Below are 18,182 nucleotides of genomic sequence, written 5' to 3' on the forward strand. Positions count from 1 at the left end.
GCGGGCCGTCCGGGCGGGGCGGGCGTCACGCGTCGCGGGTGGCGAGGACGCGCACCGGGTCGCCGAGGCGCAGCGTCCCCGTCGACTCGGGGACGAGGTTCTGGCCGAAGACCACCTTGCCGCCGGACCCGCGGTACCGCGACAGCGTGCGCAGCGGCTCCCTGCCCCGGACGCCGGTGCGCTGGTCGACGGTGGTCACGACGCAGCGGCCGCACGGCTTGGCGACGCGGAGGACGACCTCGCCGACGGCGATCCGCGCCCACCGGTCCTCCTCCCAGGCGACCGTGCCGTCGACGACGGCGCTCGGCCGGAACCGCTCCATGGGCAGCGGCCCCTCGTCGGCGTGGTCGCCCGCCGCGACGAGGGCGTTGAGGGCGTCGAGGGACGCGGTGGTGGTGACCAGCAGCGGGAAGCCGTCGGCGAAGCTGACCGTCTCGCCCGCGCGCGCGTGGTCGGGGGCGAGGGGGGCGGCGCCGCGCCGGGTCGTCCATGTGCACCAGCCGCACTTCGGCGCCCAGGTGGTCGCTGAACCACGCGTCCGGTTCCGGCCCGGCCGGCACGGCGTCGACCTTCGTGCCGAACACGTCCACGACGACCGTGCCGCCCGCGGGGTCGGGCACGGGGACGTCCAGCGGCGTGCGGCCGGGCGCGGACACCCGCACCCCGCCGCCGGGCAGCGGTTCGGCGGAGGCGGGCGCCAGTACGGGGTGCTGACGCTGCGTCACCGCCTTGCCGTCCCGGTCGGCGATCATCCAGCGGCGGTCCCCGGCCAGGCCCCACGGCTCCACGACCGCCTGCGCGGGCGCGAAACCGCCCAGGGCCTTCACGGGGTGGACGTGCAGGGAGCTCAGGACGGGCTGGGAGGCGACCTCATCACTCGGCATGGCCCCATCCTGCCAGTGGACCCCGGCCGGAATCCGGCCCGGTGCCGGACTCCGGGCGCCCGGGGCCGAGGTGCCGGGCCCGTCAGTAACCGCCCTGGTACGGCCGCCGGTAGGGATCGTCGTACGCCGCCGCCGGCGCGGGCCGCGGCGCGGCGGGGCGCATCGCCTCGTACCCGGCGGCCACCGGGGCGACGGGGCGCATCGGCTGGGGGCCCTGCGGGCCGGGGTAGCCGCGCGGGGCCGTGGCCTGCTGCGGGACGTACGGGGCCGGCGCGTACTGCACCGGGGCGGGCTGCGGCGCGGGCGCCTGCTGGGGATAGCCGTAGCCGCCGCCGTAGGACGGGGCCGCGGGCTGCGGGGAGGGGAGGGCGGGGAGGGCCGCGGGCAGCGCCGGCAGGTACGAGCTGCCGGTGTCGTACGCGGCGGGCACTCGGATCGGGGCGATCTGAGGCGTGCCCCGCTCCGCGACCAGGGAGTCGTAGATCGGGGTGTCCGGGAACGACGGCGCGTAGGGGTACGCACCGCCGTAGGAGGCACGAGGGGAGGTCATGGCCCTAAGTTAAGCCCACGGTGTGCCGGGTGGAAGGCTGGTAGGCGGGTTGTTTGGCGCATCTTCCGCGGCCGTCGAACGTCAATGTGGCGAACACGGGGAAATCGGTCGCCGCGATGAGCGATGATCGCGCAAAAGCCGAGATGGCAGGGGGTTACCGGCGGGTCGCACCACTGCGGTCGAACCGGCGGGACCGGTGTGGCCGCCCGCCGGGCCGCCGGGGGCCGGAGCGCGAAGGGGGCTTCATGTCCATGCTTAAAGGAGCCAATGTTCCAGTACCGACCCGAAGTCTTCGCGTCGAATTGGGCTGGCGTTCGGGCCCGGAGGTGCCGGACGTCGACGCGTCGGCCCTCCTGCTCGTCTCGGGGAGGGTCCGCTCCGACGCGGACTTCGTCTTCTACAACCAGGCGGCGCACCCCTCGGGGTCGGTGCGCCACGACGGGAAGCGGGCCTCGGGCGCGGCCGTGACGGACACGCTCACGGTGGACCTCCCGCGCGTGGAGGCCGCGGTGGAGCGCGTCGTCCTGGCCGCGTCGGCGGACGGCGGCACGTTCCGCCGGGTGCCGGGGCTGTACGTCAGGGTGCTGGACGCGGCGGACGGCGCGGAGGTCGCCCGGTTCGACAGCCGGGACGCGACGGTGGAGAGCGCCCTCGTCGTGGGCGAGTTGTACCGGCGTCGGGGCGCCTGGAGGTTCCGTGCGGTGGGGCAGGGGTACGACACCGGGCTGGAGGGACTGGCCACGGACTTCGGCGTCACGGTCGACGAGCCGCAGCGGCCGGGACCCCCGGCGCGCCCGGAGCCCCTCTCCGCCCGGGTGCCGGGGGCGTCCTCCGCGCGGGCCGCCGCGCCCGCGCCCCCGCCCGTCCCCGCGCCGGTACCGGCCCCGGCCCCCGTCCCCGCGCCGGTGCGGCTGACGAAGGCGACCCTGACGGAGGACGCCCCGTCCGTGTCGCTCACCGAGCAGGGCGGGACCTCCGGCGCCCTGCGCGTCCACCTCGACTGGGACGTCCGCGGGCGGGCGCGGGGCCGGGGCGCCGGGCACGGCGGCCCGGGTCCCGACCTCGACCTGTGCGCCCTCTTCGAGCTCACGGACGGGAGGAAGGGCGTCGTCCAGGCGCTCGGCGGCACCTTCGGCGCCCTGCACCACCCGCCCTACATCCACCTCGACGGGGACGACCGCACGGGCGCCGTGGCCACCGGCGAGAACCTCACCGTCAACCTCGACCACAGGGACGCCTTCCGCCGCATCCTCGTCTTCGTCACCCTCTACGAGGGCGCCCGCAGCTTCGCCGGCCTGCACGCCACCGTCACGCTCACCCCGCTCCGCGGCGCACCCGTCGAGTTCTCCCTCGACGAGTGCACCGTCCCCTCCACGGTCTGCGCCCTCGCCCTGATCACCCGCGAGGGCGACGACCTCGTCGTCCGGCGCGAGGCGCGCTACCTGGTCCCCGCACGCGGGGTCAGCCCCCAGCGGACCGTGGACCGCGCGTACGGCTGGGGCATGGAGTGGACGCCCGGCCGCAGGTGACCGCGTCCGTCACCGGTCCGCCGCCCGCGGAGCGGGGTACGTGCGGCCCTTCCAGGACGCCCCCGCCCCCGGTGGTGCCGGACCGCCGAGTCGACCGTCATCAGCAGGTACAGGGCGGCCGTCAGCGGCAGGAGCACGGCGAGCCACGCCGGCTGCCGGTAGTAGCGCAGCATCGGCGCGTACGTGCCCGCCATCACCGCCCACGCCACGCCCCCCGCCCAGGCCGCCGCCGCGTCCCCGCCGCCCGCCCCGGCCGCCAGGCACAGCGGCGGCGCCAGGTACACCAGCGCCAGTCCCGCCACCGCCACGGCCAGCAGCGCACCGCTGTACCGGAGCTGGGCGTACGCGCTGCGCGCCACCATCCGCCAGAGGTCCGCGAGGCGCGGATAGGGCCGCACGCTCTCGGCGTGCCCCGCGAGCCCCAGCCAGAGCCGCCCGCCCGCGCGGCGCACCGCCCGCGCCAGGGCCACGTCGTCGATCACCGCACCCCGGACCGCGTCCGGCACCCCGGCCCGCCCGGCCGCCTCCGTGCGCAGGAGCACGCATCCGCCCGCCGCGGCCGCCGTCCGCGAGCCGTCCCGGTTGACCCGGCGGAACGGGTACAGCTGGCAGAAGAAGTAGACGAAGGCCGGCACGAGAAGCCGCTCCCACACGCCGGCCACCCGCAGCCGCGCCATCTGCGACACGAGGTCCAGGCGGTGCGAGACCGCCGCGGCCACCAGCCGGCGCAGGCCGTCCGGGGCGTGCGCGATGTCGGCGTCCGTGAGGAGCAGGAACTCCGGGGCGCCCCCCGCCCGCGCGCGGACCACCCCGACGCCGTGCCGCACCGCCCACAGCTTGCCCGTCCACCCGGGCTCCGGCGGCCCCGGCGACACGACCGTCAGCGGCAGGCCGCCGGCCCGCCCGGCCAGCACGCGGGCCAGGTCCCCGGTGCCGTCCCCGCTGCCGTCGTCGACGAGGACGACTTCCGCCCGGCCCGGGTAGTCCTGGCCCAGCAGCGACGGCAGGCTCGCCGGCAGGACCTCCGCCTCGTCCCGCGCCGGGACCACGATCGCGACGGAGGGCCACCGCGCCGGTTCCGCGCAGCCCCGCGGCAGCCGCCGGCCGGTGCGCCAGAACATGCCGTGCCCCAGCAGCAGCCACGCCCACGCGGCGCAGGAGACCAGGGCGATCCACGCGATCACGCTCATTCACGGCAGTCTGCACCACAACGGGCCGGGAGGAGGGCGGTCGGCTAGGGTGACCGGGTGAAGATCGCGCTCATGGACTCCGGAATCGGCCTGCTGGCGGCGGCCGCCGCGGTGCGCCGGCTGCGGCCGGACGCCCGACTCGTGCTCTCCTCCGACCCCGACGGCGTGCCCTGGGGGCCCCGCACGCCGGACGACCTGACGACGCGCGCGCTGGCCGTGGCCCGCGCCGCCGCCGCGTACGCGCCCGACGCGCTCGTCGTCGCCTGCAACACGGCCTCCGTCCACGCCCTGCCCGCGCTGCGCGCCGAACTGGAGCCGGACATCCCCGTCGTCGGCACCGTACCGGCGATCAAGCCGGCCGCCGCGGGAGGCGGCCCCCTCGCCATCTGGGCGACGCCCGCCACCACCGGCAGCGCCTACCAGCGGCGGCTGATCGCCGAGTTCGCGGCCGGGACGGACGTCACCGAGGTGCCCTGCCCCGGCCTCGCGGACGCCGTGCAGGAGACCGACGAGGAGCGGATCGGCGCCGCGATCGCCACCGCCGCCGCGCTCACCCCGCCCGCCGTGGCGGCCGTCGTCCTCGGCTGCACCCACTACGAACTGGTCGGGGAGCGCATCCGCGAGGCCCTGCGGACCGCCACCGGCCGGGACGTCTCGCTCTACGGCTCCGCGGACGCCGTCGCCGCCCAGGCGCTGCGCCGCATCGGCGCGACCCCCTGCCGGACGCCCCCCGGCGGCGGACGCCGACCTGACCGTGCTCCTCGGCGGCCGCCCGTCCCCCCTCCCCGCCGCCGCCCTCGCCTACCCGGAGGGCAGGCTGCTGCACGGCTCCGTCGCCGCCTGCTGACGCGGCGCGCCGGACGGCCGCCCTCCCCGCGGCCGGACCCCGGGCCGGCGTCCGGCCCGGGGCGGCGGACCCGCGCGGTCGGCCGCCCCGCGCGTGCGCCGGGGGCGGAGCGGTCCGGCTCTCCGCCCGGCCGCGACACGCCGTAGACTCCGCCTGGTGAGCGCCACCATGACCCCCCTCGCCGTACCCGGACCCGCCGGACCGGAGGGGGCGCGCGGACGGCGGGCGCTCCACCGGGCGGCGAGGCCCGCCGCGGCCGCGCTCTCCGGGGCCGTCCTCTACCTGAGCTTCCCGCCCCGCCCCCTGTGGTGGCTCGCGCTCCCCGCGTTCGCCCTGCTCGGCTGGGCGCTGCGCGGACGCCGCCCGCGGGCCGGCTTCGGCCTCGGCCTCCTCACCGGCCTCGGGTTCCTGCTGCCGCTGCTGGTGTGGACCGGGGAGGAGGTCGGCCCGGTGCCGTGGCTGGCGCTGGCCGCCCTCGAGTCGCTCTTCGTCGCCGCCGCCTGCCTCGGCGTCGCCGCCGTGTCGCGGCTGCCCGCCTGGCCGCTGTTCGCCGCCGCCGTGTGGGTCCTCGGCGAGGCGGTGCGCGCGCGGGTCCCGTTCGGCGGCTTCCCCTGGGGCAAGGTCGCCTTCGGGCAGGCGGACGGGGTGTTCCTGCCGCTGGCCGCCGTGGGCGGCACCCCCGTCCTCGGCTTCGCCGTCGTCCTGTGCGGCTTCGGTCTGTACGAGGCGGTGCGGCTCGGCCCGGCGCGCCGCGCGACCGGCACCCCGCGGCGCGGGCCGCTCGCCGCCGCCGTCCTCTCCGTCCTGGCACCCGTCGCCGGTGCGGCCGCCGCCCTGCCGCTGGTCTCCACCGACGCCGAGGACGGCACCGCCACGGTCGCCGCGATCCAGGGCAACGTGCCGCGCCTCGGCCTGGACTTCAACGCCCAGCGCCGAGCCGTCCTCGACAACCACGCGCGCCGCACCGAGCGACTCGCCGCCGACGTCGCCGCGGGCCGGGCACCGAAGCCCGACTTCGTCCTGTGGCCGGAGAACTCCTCCGACCTCGACCCGTACCGCAACCCCGACGCACGCGCCGTCATCGACCGCGCCGTCCGCGCCGTCGGCGTCCCGACGGTCGTGGGCACCGTCCTCACCCCGGAGACCGGCCCCCTGCGCAACACGCTCGTGCAGTGGGAGCCGGACCGGGGCCCCGTCGCCACGTACGACAAGCGGCACCTCCAGCCGTTCGGCGAGTACATCCCGATGCGGTCCGTCGTGCGGCTCTTCGACAAGGACGCCGACCGGGTCAGCCGGGACTTCGGGCCCGGCGACGCCGTCGGCGTCTTCGACCTGGCCGGAACCCGCGTCGGCCTGGCGACCTGCTACGAGGCGGCGTTCGACCGGGAGGTCCGCGACACCGTCGCGCACGGGGCCCGGCTGATCTCCGTGCCCAGCAACAACGCCACCTTCGGGCGCAGCGAGATGACCTACCAGCAGCTCGCCATGGACCGCGTGCGGGCCGTCGAGCACAGCCGCACCGTCGTCGTGCCGGTCACCAGCGGCGTCAGCGCGATCATCCTCCCGGACGGGCGGATCGTCCGGGAGTCGAGGCCGTTCACCCCGGACGCCCTGGTCGCGGAGGTGCCGCTGCGCTCCTCGCTCACCCCGGCGACCCGCGCGGGCGTCCTGCCCGAGGCCGGGCTCGCCGCCGTCGCGCTCGGCGGCCTCGGCCGGGCGGCGGCCCTCGCCGTGCGCGCGCGGCGGGGCGGGAACGCCGCGGCGGTGCGCGGCCGCCGGTAGGGGCGGTGCCGCACGCGCCCCGCCGGACCCGCCCTCCCCACCGCGGCGCCGGCGCGACCCGGCGCCGCCGTGGGTGACAACCGGCCGGATCCGTGCGGCGGGCCGTCCGGCCGCCACCGGCCGGACCGAACGGCGTCCGCGGCGGCACGAGAGCCCCGGGCACACCCGTCCGGCCCCGGCCGGGGCACGCGGCCCGCGCGCCGCGGCCCGCACCGGACGGGCGGTCCGGCGGAGGCGTCCGTACGCGCGGGGTGCGGCGGTCCGGCCGGTGGCGGGCACAGGGGTCCTCGCCCCGTACCGGGGAGCGCGCGGACCGGCAGGGGCGCCTCGGCGGGGCGGAGCGGCGGCCGCGGGCCCACACGTTCGGACAGGCCGCGGAGGGTCTTGGAGGGACGCCGGAGGACGTCCTGGCCGGGAGGGGAGGGCGCCCCCGCCCGATCACCGGGCCGCCCAACCGGCCGATAGGCTGGGGGAGTAGAGCAGGTGATCGACGGAGGAGTACCACGTGGGCGTGGGGGAGCCGCTGTCGCGGATGCCTCAGATGCGGCTCGACGAGCTGCTGGAGGAACTCGAGTCGCGCATCAACGCGGTCCGAGGCACCCGGGACCGCGTGCACAGCCTCCTGGAGGCCGTCGTCTCGGTGGGCCGCGAGCTGGACCTCTCCCAGGTGCTGCGGCGGATCGTCGAGGCCGCCGCGTTCCTGGTCGACGCGGAGTACGCGGCCCTGGGCGTGATCGGCCCCGACGGGCGGACCCTCTCGCAGTTCCTCACCGTCGGGCTGGCGGAGGAGGAGATCGCCAGGATCGGCCCCCTGCCCGCCGGGCACGGCCTCCTGGGCGAGCTCATCCACAACCCCGAGCCGCTGCGGCTCACCGACCTCGGCGCGCACCGGGCCTCGTACGGCTTCCCCGCCCACCACCCGCCGATGCGCACGTTCCTGGGCGTCCCCATCCGGGTGCGCGACGAGGTTTTCGGCAACCTCTACCTGACCGACAAGCGCGGCGAGCAGGAGTTCGACGCCGAGGACGAGTCGGTGATCTCCACCCTGTCCGTCGCCGCCGGCGTCGCCATCGACAACGCGCGGCTGTACGAGGCGTCGCAGCGCCAGCAGCGGTGGCTGCAGGCGAACGCGGAGATCACCCACAGCCTCCTCTCCGGCAGCCCGCGCCTGGAGGTCCTGGAGCTCATCGCCCGCCGCGCCCGGGAGATCACCGGGGCGGCGCTCGCCGACGTCTCCGTACCCGTCGCCGGGACGGACGACCTCGTCGTCGAGCTGGCCACCGGCGCGGACGACGACACCCGCTGCGGCCTGGTGGTCCCGGTCGAGGGCACCCTGTCCGGCGGCGCCTACCAGGCGGGTGCGCCGGTGACGACGGCCGGCCTCGGGCAGGACGACCGCTACACCGCCGGCCCCCGCCGCTTCGACGGCCTGGGCCCGGCGGTCGCCGTCCCCCTGGGCACCGCCGCCAAGGACACCCGGGGCGTCCTGCTGCTGGCCCGGCAGCAGGGCGAGGCCGTCTTCACCGAGGGGGAGCTGGAACCGCTCCTGGCCTTCGCCGGGCAGGCCGCCCTCGCCCTGGAGCTGGCCGAGCGCCGCAGCGACGCCGAGCAGCTCGCGCTCCTGGAGGACCGCGACCGCATCGCCAGGGACCTGCACGACCTCGCCATCCAGCGGCTCTTCGCGACCGGCATGACCCTGCAGAGCGCCGCCCGGCTCGTCCGGCACGAGGGCGCCGCCGAACGCGTGTCCCGCGCCGTGGGGGACCTCGACGAGACCATCAAGATCATCCGCTCCACGATCTTCGGCCTGCGCGCCCGGGAGGAGGAGACGGGGCCGAGCCTGCGGGCGCGGGCGGCCCGCACGGTGGGCGAGACGGCGGCGATGCTCGGGTTCCCGCCCCGCCTGAGCATGGAGGGCTTGCTCGACACGGACGTACCGCCGCAGGTGGCCGATCACGTCATGGCGGCCCTCACGGAGGCCCTGAGCAACGCCGCCCGCCACGCGCACGCCACCCGGGTCGAGGTCGCCCTGCAGGCCACCTTCGACGAGGTCGTCCTCACCGTGACGGACGACGGCAGGGGGATCCCCGCCGACGGCAGGCGCAGCGGCCTGGGCAACCTCGAGGAGCGGGCCCGCGACGTGGGCGGAACCCTGAGCATCGAGCGCCCGGACGGGGGCGGCAGCCGGCTCGTGTGGCGGGCGCCGCTCGCCCCCGGCCGCGACGGGTGACCGCGGGCGGCGCCGCCCCGGCGCCCGGCCCGGGAGGCGGGGTGCCCGGTTCGGGGAACGGCGCGGTCGGACCGCGTCGGGGCGCGTGCCCGGGCCTCCCGCGCCACCGGCACCGGGGCGCCCGGGCGACCGCGGTGGGAGGGGCTCCCGACGCGGCGTGGGCCCGGGGACCGGGCGCCCGCCGGCCACTACGCGGTGAGCCGCAGGCCCGTCACCAGGTCCGGCCGGATGCGCAGCGCGGCGTTCACCGCCGGATGTTCCGTCCAGGGGCGCAGGCGGGCGGTGAAGCGCGCGAGTTCACGTTCGTCGGTGACCCGGTGGGCGTAACCGGTGACCATCACGCTCCAGCCGGTGTGGGTCTCGGGATCGATGGCGTCCGCCTCGTAGGCCACGACGACACCCGCCGTGTTCGCGGGCGTCACGAGGGACGCGAGCGTCGCACCGTCGTGCAGTTGGACGATGACGTCCTCCCCGTCTATGAGGTGGTTGACCGGGCGGACGGCGGGCAGGGCCTGCTGCGTGAAGACGATGCGCCCCAGCGAGACGGTGCCGAGCAGCCGCAGGGCCTCCGCACGGCCGAAGCGTGCCGTACGGCGGGGCGCCACCGCCTCACGGCGGCCGTCCGCCGCCCCGTGCGTGGTCCGGTCCTTCATCACGCCCACCTTCCGCTCCATTCCGGCCCGGGTCCCGGGCCGCCCGGTGCCCCGCCAGCGTCCCCCGGCGCCCACCGCCGCGGTAGGGCCGAACGGACCTGTGAGCCATGGCCGGAATCCGGCCCGCGGCGGTCAGGCGAACGAGTACGGCACGGCACGGTCCACGCCCAGGGCGCGGAACACGCGGGCGGGGAGCGGCTGGACGCGGCACAGCCTCATGCGCGCCCCGGCCGCCGCGCAGCGCCGGTGCACGCGGAGCAGGAGGGCGACGCCGGAGCTGTCGCAGAAGGTGACATCGGCGAGGTCGAGCAGCAGTTCGCGCTCCGCGTCGCCGGTGAGGCGGGCCAACGCCGGCTCGATGCGCTCGGCGGCGTGGAGGTCGAGTTCCCCGGCCAGGGCGACGGCCACCGTCCCCGGGCCCAGGGCGGTCGCGGTCAGGCTGATCGGAGGCGTCGTCATGACGGCGGCCTTTCTCCGTACGAGGGTGCCCGGGGTGGTCGGCCCCGGCCGTGCCGGCGGGTGAAGTCCACCGCGGAACGCCGGGGGGCGGTAGGTCCGGCGGGCCCCGCCGGCAGGGCCGAAGGTCCCTCCCCGACGGGGCCCTGCGCCGCGCGGGCGCGGGGGCCGGGCGCCGCGCGGCGTTTCCCCCGCCCGCGGGTCCCAGGCCACACCGACCGCATGGCGCCCGCCGCGCCGGGCACCGGCATGCCGCGGCGCGACGGCCGGCGAGGGCCGTCCGGCCCTGGTCGGGGAAGCGCCCGCACGGCACGATGCAGGCGGATCCGCCTGCGGCGGAGAACACGGCGAACACGGAGTGTGCGATGACGGACGGCAGCGGCGGCCTCACGGGAAAGGAACCGATCGGGGTCTTCCTCCTCGACGACCACGAGGTGGTGCGCCGCGGCGTGCACGACCTGCTGGACGCCGAACCCGACCTGACCGTGGTGGGCGAGGCCGGCACGGCCGAGCAGGCGCTCGTGCGGATCCCCGCCCTGCGCCCCCGGGTCGCCGTCCTCGACGTGCGCCTGCCGGACGGGGACGGCGTGAGCGTGTGCCGGGAGCTGCGCTCCCGCATGCCCGACCTGGCGTGCCTGATGCTGACCTCGTTCGACGACGAGGAGGCCCTGCTCGACGCGATCATGGCCGGCGCTTCCGGCTACGTGCTCAAGCAGATCACCGGGACCGACCTGGTCAACGCCGTGCGCACGGTCGCCTCCGGCCGGTCCATGCTGGACCCCGGCGCCACGGCGCGGGTGATGGCCCGGCTGCGCGGCGAGGCTCCCCGGCGGGAGGAGCCGCAGGGCCTGCCCGGCCTGACGGAGCGGGAGCGGGAGATCCTCGCCCTGGTGGGGGAGGGGCTGACCAACCGGGAGATCGGCAGGCGGCTCTACCTGGCGGAGAAGACGGTGAAGAACAACATCTCCCGGCTGCTGGCCAAGCTGGGCGTGGAGCGCCGCGTACAGGCCGCCGTCATCGCCACCCGGGCCCTGGCCGCCCGGGACGACCGGGGCGGCCCGCGCGGCTGAGCGGGGCCGGCGCGTACGCGTCGACAGACGGGCCCGCACCGGTGCGGCGGCTCCCGTACGGCGTCCCCGAGGAGATCGGACGGGAGCCGCCGTCCGTCCAGGTCCCGCACGGGACGTTCCGGCGACGGCCGAAGCGGCCCCTGCCGGCCGTCGCGCCGTCCGCACCCCGTACGGGACGTCCCCCCGGCGGTCGACGCGGCCCCTGTGACGGCTGCCGTCCATCCGCCCCCTGCGGGGTGCCCTTCCGGCGGATGTCGTGCTCTCTGACGGCCGCCGCCGGTCCGTCCCACGAGGGGGTGCCCTTCCGGCGGCCGTCGCGCCCCCCGACGGTCGCGGTCCGTCCGCGTCCCGTACGGGGCCGCGCCGCATCCGGTATCGGGCGCCGGTGCCGTACGGGCCCGCACCCCGTACGGGAGCGCTGTCCCCTGACGGGAGGCCGCCCCCTTACGGGCTCGGCGCCCCGGGGGCGGACCCCGGGCCGGGTCCGGGGGCGGACCCCGGGCCCGTCCGCTCGGGGTGTCCCCGGCCCTCGGGTCGGCCGCGTCCCCGAGCCGCTTCCGCTCCCCGGCCGTCCCCGCCCCGCCGGGCTCCGCCCGTTCCCGCGGGTCCACCGCGCACGGGGCCCGGCCCGTGCCGGGTGCGGCCCGTCCGGTCCGCGCCGCGCGTCAGTCGTGCGGCACGACCGCGACGGGGCAGTCCGCGTGGTGCAGCGCGGCGTGGGCGACCGACCCGATACGGGTGCCCACGGGTCCCCGCCGCGCCCTGCGGCCGACCACGAGCAGCCGGGCGTCCGACAGGGCCGACAGCAGCACCTGTCCCGCACTGCCGGCCTCGACGTGCTCGACCACCGGCACCTCGGGAAACCGCTCGCGCCACGGCGCGAGCGCCTCGTGCAGCGCCTTCCTCTCGAACGGCTCCAGCCCTCCCGCCGCGGTGGCGAGGTACGCCGAGCCGGGGCTGTAGGCGTAGAGCGCCGGCAGGGTCCAGGCCCGTACCGCCCGCACGGCCGCGCCGCGCGCGGCGGCCGCCTCGAAGGCGAAGCCGAGCACCGCGTCGCTCTCCTCCACAGTGCCCTGCTGGCCCACGACGACCTCGCCGCCCGGCGCCCGGCCGTCCCGGTCGCGCACCGACACCACCGGCCGGGTCGCGGCGGCGATCACCTGCTGCCCGTACGAGCCGAGGAGGAAGCCGGCGAGCGCCCCGTACCCTCGCGAACCGAGCACCAGCATCTCCGCGCCCTCGGCCTCCGCCAGCAGGGCGGCGACCGCCGTGTCCTGCACCACCTCGGAGGTGAGGGGGAGGTCCGGGTACTCGCCGGCGACGCGCGTCCGGGCCTCCTGCGCCACGGCCTCGGCCGAGCGGGACCGCGTCTCCCTCTCCTGCACCAGGGGCACGTCCAGCGGCTGCCAGAGCCAGGCGTGCACGATGCGCAGCGGCAGCCCGCGCAGTGCGGCCTCGCCCGCCGCCCAGTCGGCCGCGGCCAGGCTCTCCGCGGATCCGTCCACTCCTACGGTGATGGCGCGGGTCATGGGGGTGCCTCCGTACGGTTCGACGGGGACGGCCGCTCCGGCCGCCTCTCTCCTCCCCTCCAGCATGGGCGGTCCCCGGGGCACCCGCCGAGGGCCGGTCGGCCCCGTTTCCCGGCCGTTCGGCCGCGAGGCGGTCCCGTGCGCCGCGCGGGCCGCCCGTCCCCCCGGCAGGGACCTGTGGCCCCCTGCGCGCGCCGTACCGGCCGGGCACTGTGGGAGGCGAACCCCGTCCCCGTCTCCCGAGGAGCCCCGCCATGTCCCAGACCGTCACCGCCGGCCTCGACGGATCCCGCGAGAGCCTCGCCGCCGTCGACTGGGCCGCCGAGGAGGCGCTGCGCCGCGCGGTGCCGCTGCGACTGCTCCAGGTGTGGAACGGCGACGACGACCCGCGCACGCGTTTCGTCGACCCGGCGACGGCACGTGGCTGGGGCGAGCGGACGCTCGGTACGGCGGAGAGGCGGCTGCGCCGGCGCCACCCGGACCTCGCCGTCGAGCCGGAATGGGTCTGCGGCGACCCGGTCGAGGTGCTGGGCACCGCCGGCGACGAGTCGGAACCGCTGGTGCTGGGCTCCCGGGGCCTGGGCACCCTGGCCGGTTTCCTGGCCGGGTCCGTCTCGCTGGCCGTCGTCGCCCGCGCGCGGCGCCCCGTCGTCCTCGTCCGCCCGCACGACCACCCGGAGCCCGGGGCGGACGGCCCGGCCGGGGAGGTCGTGGTCGGCCTGGACGTCTCCCGGCCGGCCGGCGAGGTGCTCGCCTTCGGCTTCGCCGCGGCCGACCGGTACGGCTGCGGACTGCGGGTCCTGCACAGCTGGGCCGTTCCGACGGCCTACGGACCCGACATGGGCGGCGCCCTGCCGCTGTTCACGGAGGAGGTCGCGCGGGACTCTCGCCGGGCGCTCGACGAGGCGCTGGCCCCCTGGAGGGAGAAGTACCCGGACGTCCCCGCCGTCCCCGAGTGCCGCCGGGGCCGGCCGGCGCAGGACCTCGTGGAGGCCTCGCACGACGCCCGGCTGGTCGTGGTGGGCCGCAGGAACCGGCGCGGGCGGATCGGCGCCCACATCGGGGCCGTCACCCACGGCGTCCTGCACCACTGCCTGGCGCCCGTCGCGGTCGTGCCGCACGACTGACCGTCCGCCGGCGCCCCGCGCCGCGCGCACCCTCCCGCGGGTCCTTCGGCGCTGCCCGGACGGCCCGGCGACCGAGGCCCGGCGGCCGGGGCACCGGCGAGCACGCCGCGGTGGACGGCTCGTCGCGGATCCGCCGGGGAGGGAGGAGGGACGGGCGTGTACGGGGCCGGGGCCGCGTGCACGCCCTGTCCGCTCCGACGGGTCCCGGCGGACACTGCCGGGCGCCCGCCGGGACCGGCCGGACGCCCGGGAGCCGCTGGTAGCATGGGGGCGCGCTTCGACACCGCCGGGGCCCGTACCGATCGGTACGGGCCCCGGCGCGTTCCGGGCGCCAGACCGAGAAGGGTTCCCCATGAACGCGAAGCCGCCGGCCCCCGTACCCTCCCGCGCGAGCGGCCCGCGGCGGGCGGGAGCGCCGCTCGGCCAGCCCCCGGCGCCGGCAGCGGCGCCCCCGGGCCGCCCCCCGGCCGAGACCTTCGAGGCGCTCGGGCTGCCGCCGGAGCTGACGCACAGGATGGCCGAGCTCGGGGTGAGGGAGCCCTTCCCGATCCAGGCGGCGGCCCTGCCCGGCGCGCTGGCCGGGCGCGACGTCCTCGGCCGCGCGCGGACCGGCTCCGGCAAGACGCTCGCCTTCGGACTCGCGCTGCTCGTCCGGACGGCCGGTGCGCGGGCGGAGCCGAAGCGGCCGCTCGCCCTGGTGCTGGTGCCGACCCGGGAACTCGCGCAGCAGGTGACCGAGGCGCTGGAGCCGTACGCGCGGGTACTGGGCGTACGGCTGGCGACGGTGGTCGGCGGTCTGCCGGTCGGCCGGCAGGCCGCGTCGCTGCGGGCCGGCGCCGACGTGGTCGTCGCGACGCCGGGCCGGCTGACCGACCTCGTGTCGCGTCGGGACTGCCACCTGGACCGGGTGCGGATCACCGTGCTGGACGAGGCGGACCGGATGTGCGACCTGGGATTCCTGCCGCAGGTCTCGGAGGTCCTGGGCCGGGTCCGCCCCGACGGGCAGCGGCTGCTGTTCTCGGCCACGCTCGACGGCGCCGTCGACGGGCTGGTGCGGGACTGGCTGCACGACCCGCTGTCCGTCTCGGTGGACCGGGAGGCGGGCCCGGCGGCCGCGGTGGAGCACCACGTGCTGAACGTCCACGCCGCCGACAAGTACGCGACCGCGACCGAGATCGCCGCGCGGGACGGCAGGGTGCTGATGTTCCTGGACACCAGGGCGGGCGTGGACCGGTTCACCCGCCACCTGCGGGCCTGCGGCGTGTCGGCCGCCGCCCTGCACAGCGGCAAGTCGCAGCCGCAGCGCGCCCACGCGCTCGCCCGGTTCAAGGAGGGCGCGACCACGGTGCTGGTGGCCACCGACGTGGCGGCGCGGGGCGTCCACGTCGACGCGCTCGACCTCGTCGTCAACGTCGACCCGCCGGCCGACGCCAAGGACTACCTGCACCGCGGCGGGCGCACGGGGCGCGCGGGCGGGTCCGGGAAGGTGGTCACCCTGGTCACCCCCGGCCAGCGGCGCGACGTGAACCGGATGATCGCCGACGCCGGGATCCGGCCGGCCGTCACCCGGGTGCGTTCCGGCGAGGAGGGGCTGACCGCCGTCACCGGGGCGAAGCGCCCGCCCGCCGGGACGGGGACCGCAGCCGGCAACGCCCCCTTCCGCGGCCTCGGCACCCGCCCGGGCTGCCCCGCGAAGGAGTCCCGCAGGACCGCCGAGGCCCGCAGGACGGCGGAGGCCCGCGCGGCGGCCCGGGTGCGCAGGGGCCGCTGACGCCGGACGGCGCCGAACGCCGGGACCCGCCTTCCCGCCGTCCGGTACACCGCGCCCGCCGCCGGGTCCGGAACCGCGCCGCGGGGCGGGCCCGACGGCCCCGCGGCGGTGGGCCGCCCCCCGGCCTCGGGGCCGGGGGGCCGCATGCCGCGGCGCCGCGGGTCCGTCGCCGGAGACGTGTTCACGCCCCGAGGGCGTGACGGGCGGTGAGGGCCGGGAGCCGCCCTCCCCACGGCCGACCTCGCCCTGTGACCGCGGGCTTCTGCCTACGCCGGGTGGAGGGCCGCCGAGCCGGGCAGCCGGCGGGCCGTTTCGCCGCGGTCGTCGAAGTCGAGGTCCCGGGTCGGGTCCAGCTTCGGACACCGGATGGTGAACGCGTGGTCGGGGAGCTGCCGGCCGGCCGCCGTGAGGTGCGCGTCCCAGACGGTGCCCAGCGTCCCCTCGCGCTCGAGGTCGACTCCGTCGGCCGCTGACGCGCGTACGACGGGCAGTTCCGCCGGGGCGTCGGGGCCGGCGACCGCCCGCTCGGAGGCTCGCGTCCCCGCGCGATCGACCAGCCGCGGAAGCAGCCGAAGCCGTCGTCGGCCCCCCGCCGACCACGTGGGCAGCGGCCCACAGGGGAGCGGTGCAGGGGTTCGTCCTCGGGTCCCACGGCACCTGCCGGGCGGCGACGACCTCCTCGGCCTGGTACGTGGCCGGCCGGGAGGCCGCCCGGCGGGCGGCCCCCTCGCCGTCGTCCGGGCCGGGAGCCTGATCGCGGGCCGCCTCGACGAACTGCCGGGACCGCCGTCCGTCCACGGCGGCGGAGCACGCCGCCCGGTAACGGCACCGGGCCGGTCACCGCGGTTCGGCCCACCGGAGCGGTCGCGCGGCCCCCGTCGGCGTGGGCGGCCGCCGGGGGTGCGGGACCCGCCCCCGAGTGGTGGACGGCTCCCGCGCGCCCCGTTCACCCCATGGTCTTGGCGCCGTCCAGGGACTCGCGGATGATGTCGGCGTGCCCGGCGTGCTGCGCGGTCTCGGCGATGACGTGCAGCAGCACCCGGCGGGCCGACCAGCGCGTGCCGGGTGCGAACCACGGCGCCTCCGGCAGCGGCCGGGCCGCGTCCAGGTCGGGCAGGGCGGCGATCAGCTCGTCGGTCCGCCGGGCCACCGCCGCGTAATCGGCCAGCACGCCGGCCAGCGTCTCGCCGGGCAGCAACCGGAACTCCTCGGCCCGCTCGGCGAGGTCGGTCTCGGCCATGGCGGTGAAGTCGGGCATGACCGACGGGCCGTCCACGATGAAGTCCACCCAGAGCCGCTCCATCGCGGCCACGTGCTTGATCAGGCCGCCCAGGCACAGCGCGCTGACGGTGGTCCGCAACCCGGCCTGCTCGTCGGTGAGGCCCTGGGTGGTGAAGCGCAGGAACCCCCGGTGCAGGTCCAGCGTCTGCAGCAGGTCGGCGCGCTCGCCGGTGAGGGCCGCCGACTCGCCCGGGTTCAGGGTCTCGGTCATGGTCTTCCGCCTCCGGTTGTTTCCGTGTTCCTCGGTCTACGACGACGGTAGGGTCCATAGCGGTCAGTTCCCGTCCTGAATTCCGGGAGGATCGGAGCCATGGCGAACACCGGCACCCGGACGCTGCGACTGCTGTCCCTCCTGCAGACCCATCGCTACTGGCCCGGCGCCGAACTGGCCGACCGGCTCGGTGTCTCGGTCCGCACCCTGCGCCGGGACGTCGACCGGCTGCGCGAGCTCGGCTACCCGGTGGAGGCGCAGCGCGGCGTCGACGGCGGCTACCAGCTCGCCGCGGGCGCCGCGCTGCCGCCGCTGGTGATCGACGACGACGAGGCGGTCGCCCTGGCCGTCGGGTTGCACACCGCCGCGGAGGGCGCGGTGGAGGGCATCGCCGAGTCCTCGATACGGGTACTGGCCAAGGTGGTGCAGGTGATGCCCACCCGGCTGCGCCGCCGGGTCGAGGCGCTGCGCGCGATGACCGTACCCGCCGGCTGGGGCAGCCCGGCCCGGGCGGGCGTCGACCCGGGCGTGCTCACCGCACTCGCACTGGCCTGCCGGGACAGCGAACAGCTGCGCTTCGGCTACACCGCCGCCGACGGCCGCCGCACCGACCGGTGGGTCGAGCCGCACCGGCTGGTCCGCCTCGCGCACCGCTGGTACCTGGTCGCGTACGACCTCGCCCGGCACGACTGGCGCAGCTTCCGGGTCGACCGGCTCACCGTCCCGGAGGGCACCGGCACTCCGTTCCGCCCGCGCGCCCTGCCCGCCGCCGACGCCGCCGCGTTCGTCCGCGCCGGGATCGGCGGCCTGCCCCGCCCGTACCGGGTGACGGCCCTGGTGTACGCCCCGGCCGCGACCGTACGGCAACGGATCGGGCGGTGGGGCACGGTCGAGGAGGTGGACGCCGAACACTGCCGGGTCGGCATGACCACCGACTCCCTGGACTGGCCGATCCTGGCCCTGGGCTCCCTCGGGGCCGAGTTCCGCGTGCTCGAACCGGCCGAACTGGTCGACCGGCTCCGCGACTGGGCGGCCCGGTTCGACCGGGCGGTACGGGGCTGACGGCCCGGCC

General features: G+C 77.7%; 12 protein-coding genes and 3 pseudogenes. 8 read left to right on the forward strand and 7 right to left on the reverse strand.

Features of this window, described 5'->3' with window-relative positions; genetic code table 11:
* Nucleotides 1-25 precede the first annotated feature (25 nt).
* Both LUW75_RS22720 and LUW75_RS22725 read right to left on the reverse strand, forming a co-directional pair.
* Nucleotides 26-884, reverse strand: a pseudogene (locus LUW75_RS22720) (MOSC domain-containing protein).
* A gap of 82 nt (nucleotides 885-966) precedes the next feature.
* Nucleotides 967-1,434, reverse strand: coding sequence for a DUF6643 family protein (locus LUW75_RS22725; protein ID WP_250337265.1), 468 nt, complete (start codon nucleotides 1,432-1,434; stop codon nucleotides 967-969).
* Between the two features lie 251 nt (nucleotides 1,435-1,685).
* Between LUW75_RS22725 and LUW75_RS22730 the strand changes: the two genes are divergently transcribed.
* Nucleotides 1,686-2,963: a TerD family protein gene (locus tag LUW75_RS22730; protein WP_250337266.1), complete on the forward strand. Its 1,278-nt coding sequence runs from the start codon at nucleotides 1,686-1,688 to the stop codon at nucleotides 2,961-2,963.
* 9 nt (nucleotides 2,964-2,972) lie between these two features.
* Here the strand turns inward: LUW75_RS22730 and LUW75_RS22735 are convergent.
* A pseudogene (locus LUW75_RS22735) lies at nucleotides 2,973-4,153 on the reverse strand (glycosyltransferase).
* A 57-nt stretch (nucleotides 4,154-4,210) separates the two neighbouring features.
* Between LUW75_RS22735 and LUW75_RS22740 the strand changes: the two are divergent.
* The 3 genes and pseudogenes from LUW75_RS22740 (at nucleotide 4,211) to LUW75_RS22750 (ending at nucleotide 9,012) form a co-directional block, all read left to right on the forward strand.
* Nucleotides 4,211-5,000 (forward strand): annotated as a pseudogene (locus tag LUW75_RS22740) (glutamate racemase).
* A 156-nt stretch (nucleotides 5,001-5,156) separates the two neighbouring features.
* Nucleotides 5,157-6,782, forward strand: a complete 1,626-nt coding sequence (gene lnt / locus LUW75_RS22745; RefSeq protein ID WP_250337268.1) for an apolipoprotein N-acyltransferase — start codon at nucleotides 5,157-5,159, stop codon at nucleotides 6,780-6,782.
* A 505-nt stretch (nucleotides 6,783-7,287) separates the two neighbouring features.
* Nucleotides 7,288-9,012, forward strand: coding sequence for a sensor histidine kinase (locus LUW75_RS22750; RefSeq protein WP_462933774.1), 1,725 nt, complete (start codon nucleotides 7,288-7,290; stop codon nucleotides 9,010-9,012).
* 188 nt (nucleotides 9,013-9,200) lie between these two features.
* On the opposite strand, the gene LUW75_RS22755 is transcribed toward LUW75_RS22750, so the two are convergent.
* Both LUW75_RS22755 and LUW75_RS22760 read right to left on the reverse strand, forming a co-directional pair.
* Nucleotides 9,201-9,665 (reverse strand): pyridoxamine 5'-phosphate oxidase family protein, encoded by a 465-nt coding sequence (locus tag LUW75_RS22755; RefSeq protein ID WP_250337269.1) that lies wholly within the window; start codon nucleotides 9,663-9,665, stop codon nucleotides 9,201-9,203.
* A 132-nt stretch (nucleotides 9,666-9,797) separates the two neighbouring features.
* Nucleotides 9,798-10,124, reverse strand: a complete 327-nt coding sequence (locus LUW75_RS22760) for an STAS domain-containing protein (RefSeq protein WP_250337270.1) — start codon at nucleotides 10,122-10,124, stop codon at nucleotides 9,798-9,800.
* Between the two features lie 362 nt (nucleotides 10,125-10,486).
* Here LUW75_RS22760 and LUW75_RS22765 point away from each other — a divergent pair, with 362 nt between their 5' ends.
* Nucleotides 10,487-11,191: a response regulator gene (locus LUW75_RS22765; protein WP_250337271.1), complete on the forward strand. Its 705-nt coding sequence runs from the start codon at nucleotides 10,487-10,489 to the stop codon at nucleotides 11,189-11,191.
* A 665-nt stretch (nucleotides 11,192-11,856) separates the two neighbouring features.
* On the opposite strand, the gene LUW75_RS22770 is transcribed toward LUW75_RS22765, so the two are convergent.
* A complete protein-coding gene (locus LUW75_RS22770) occupies nucleotides 11,857-12,720 on the reverse strand; it encodes a universal stress protein (protein WP_250337272.1) in 864 nt (287 codons plus the stop codon).
* A gap of 254 nt (nucleotides 12,721-12,974) precedes the next feature.
* Between LUW75_RS22770 and LUW75_RS22775 the strand changes: the two genes are divergently transcribed.
* Both LUW75_RS22775 and LUW75_RS22780 read left to right on the forward strand, forming a co-directional pair.
* On the forward strand, nucleotides 12,975-13,847 hold the full coding sequence (locus LUW75_RS22775; protein WP_250337273.1) for a universal stress protein: 873 nt from the start codon (nucleotides 12,975-12,977) through the stop codon (nucleotides 13,845-13,847).
* 352 nt (nucleotides 13,848-14,199) lie between these two features.
* Nucleotides 14,200-15,618 carry a DEAD/DEAH box helicase gene (locus LUW75_RS22780; protein ID WP_250337274.1) on the forward strand — a complete coding sequence of 473 codons (1,419 nt, stop codon included), beginning with the start codon at nucleotides 14,200-14,202 and terminating at the stop codon, nucleotides 15,616-15,618.
* 946 nt (nucleotides 15,619-16,564) lie between these two features.
* On the opposite strand, the gene LUW75_RS22785 is transcribed toward LUW75_RS22780, so the two are convergent.
* Entirely contained in the window at nucleotides 16,565-17,110 is a 546-nt protein-coding gene (locus LUW75_RS22785; protein WP_250337275.1) for a DinB family protein, read from the reverse strand.
* A 99-nt stretch (nucleotides 17,111-17,209) separates the two neighbouring features.
* Here LUW75_RS22785 and LUW75_RS22790 point away from each other — a divergent pair, with 99 nt between their 5' ends.
* The gene (locus LUW75_RS22790) at nucleotides 17,210-18,172 is read left to right on the forward strand and encodes a helix-turn-helix transcriptional regulator (RefSeq protein WP_250337276.1); all 963 of its coding nucleotides are present in this window, start codon (nucleotides 17,210-17,212) and stop codon (nucleotides 18,170-18,172) included.
* Nucleotides 18,173-18,182 lie beyond the last annotated feature (10 nt).

Origin of the sequence: Streptomyces sp. MRC013 (assembly GCF_023614235.1) — a bacterium.
GTDB lineage: Bacteria > Actinomycetota > Actinomycetes > Streptomycetales > Streptomycetaceae > Streptomyces.

Coding starts and splice junctions, on each gene's coding strand:
- LUW75_RS22725 (WP_250337265.1), bottom strand. CDS start 1,434: ATGACCTCCCCTCGTGCCTCCTACGGCGGTGCGTACCCCTACGCGCCG.
- LUW75_RS22730 (WP_250337266.1), top strand. CDS start 1,686: ATGCTTAAAGGAGCCAATGTTCCAGTACCGACCCGAAGTCTTCGCGTC.
- LUW75_RS22755 (WP_250337269.1), bottom strand. CDS start 9,665: ATGAAGGACCGGACCACGCACGGGGCGGCGGACGGCCGCCGTGAGGCG.
- LUW75_RS22760 (WP_250337270.1), bottom strand. CDS start 10,124: ATGACGACGCCTCCGATCAGCCTGACCGCGACCGCCCTGGGCCCGGGG.
- LUW75_RS22765 (WP_250337271.1), top strand. CDS start 10,487: ATGACGGACGGCAGCGGCGGCCTCACGGGAAAGGAACCGATCGGGGTC.
- LUW75_RS22770 (WP_250337272.1), bottom strand. CDS start 12,720: ATGACCCGCGCCATCACCGTAGGAGTGGACGGATCCGCGGAGAGCCTG.
- LUW75_RS22775 (WP_250337273.1), top strand. CDS start 12,975: ATGTCCCAGACCGTCACCGCCGGCCTCGACGGATCCCGCGAGAGCCTC.
- LUW75_RS22780 (WP_250337274.1), top strand. CDS start 14,200: ATGAACGCGAAGCCGCCGGCCCCCGTACCCTCCCGCGCGAGCGGCCCG.
- LUW75_RS22785 (WP_250337275.1), bottom strand. CDS start 17,110: ATGACCGAGACCCTGAACCCGGGCGAGTCGGCGGCCCTCACCGGCGAG.
- LUW75_RS22790 (WP_250337276.1), top strand. CDS start 17,210: ATGGCGAACACCGGCACCCGGACGCTGCGACTGCTGTCCCTCCTGCAG.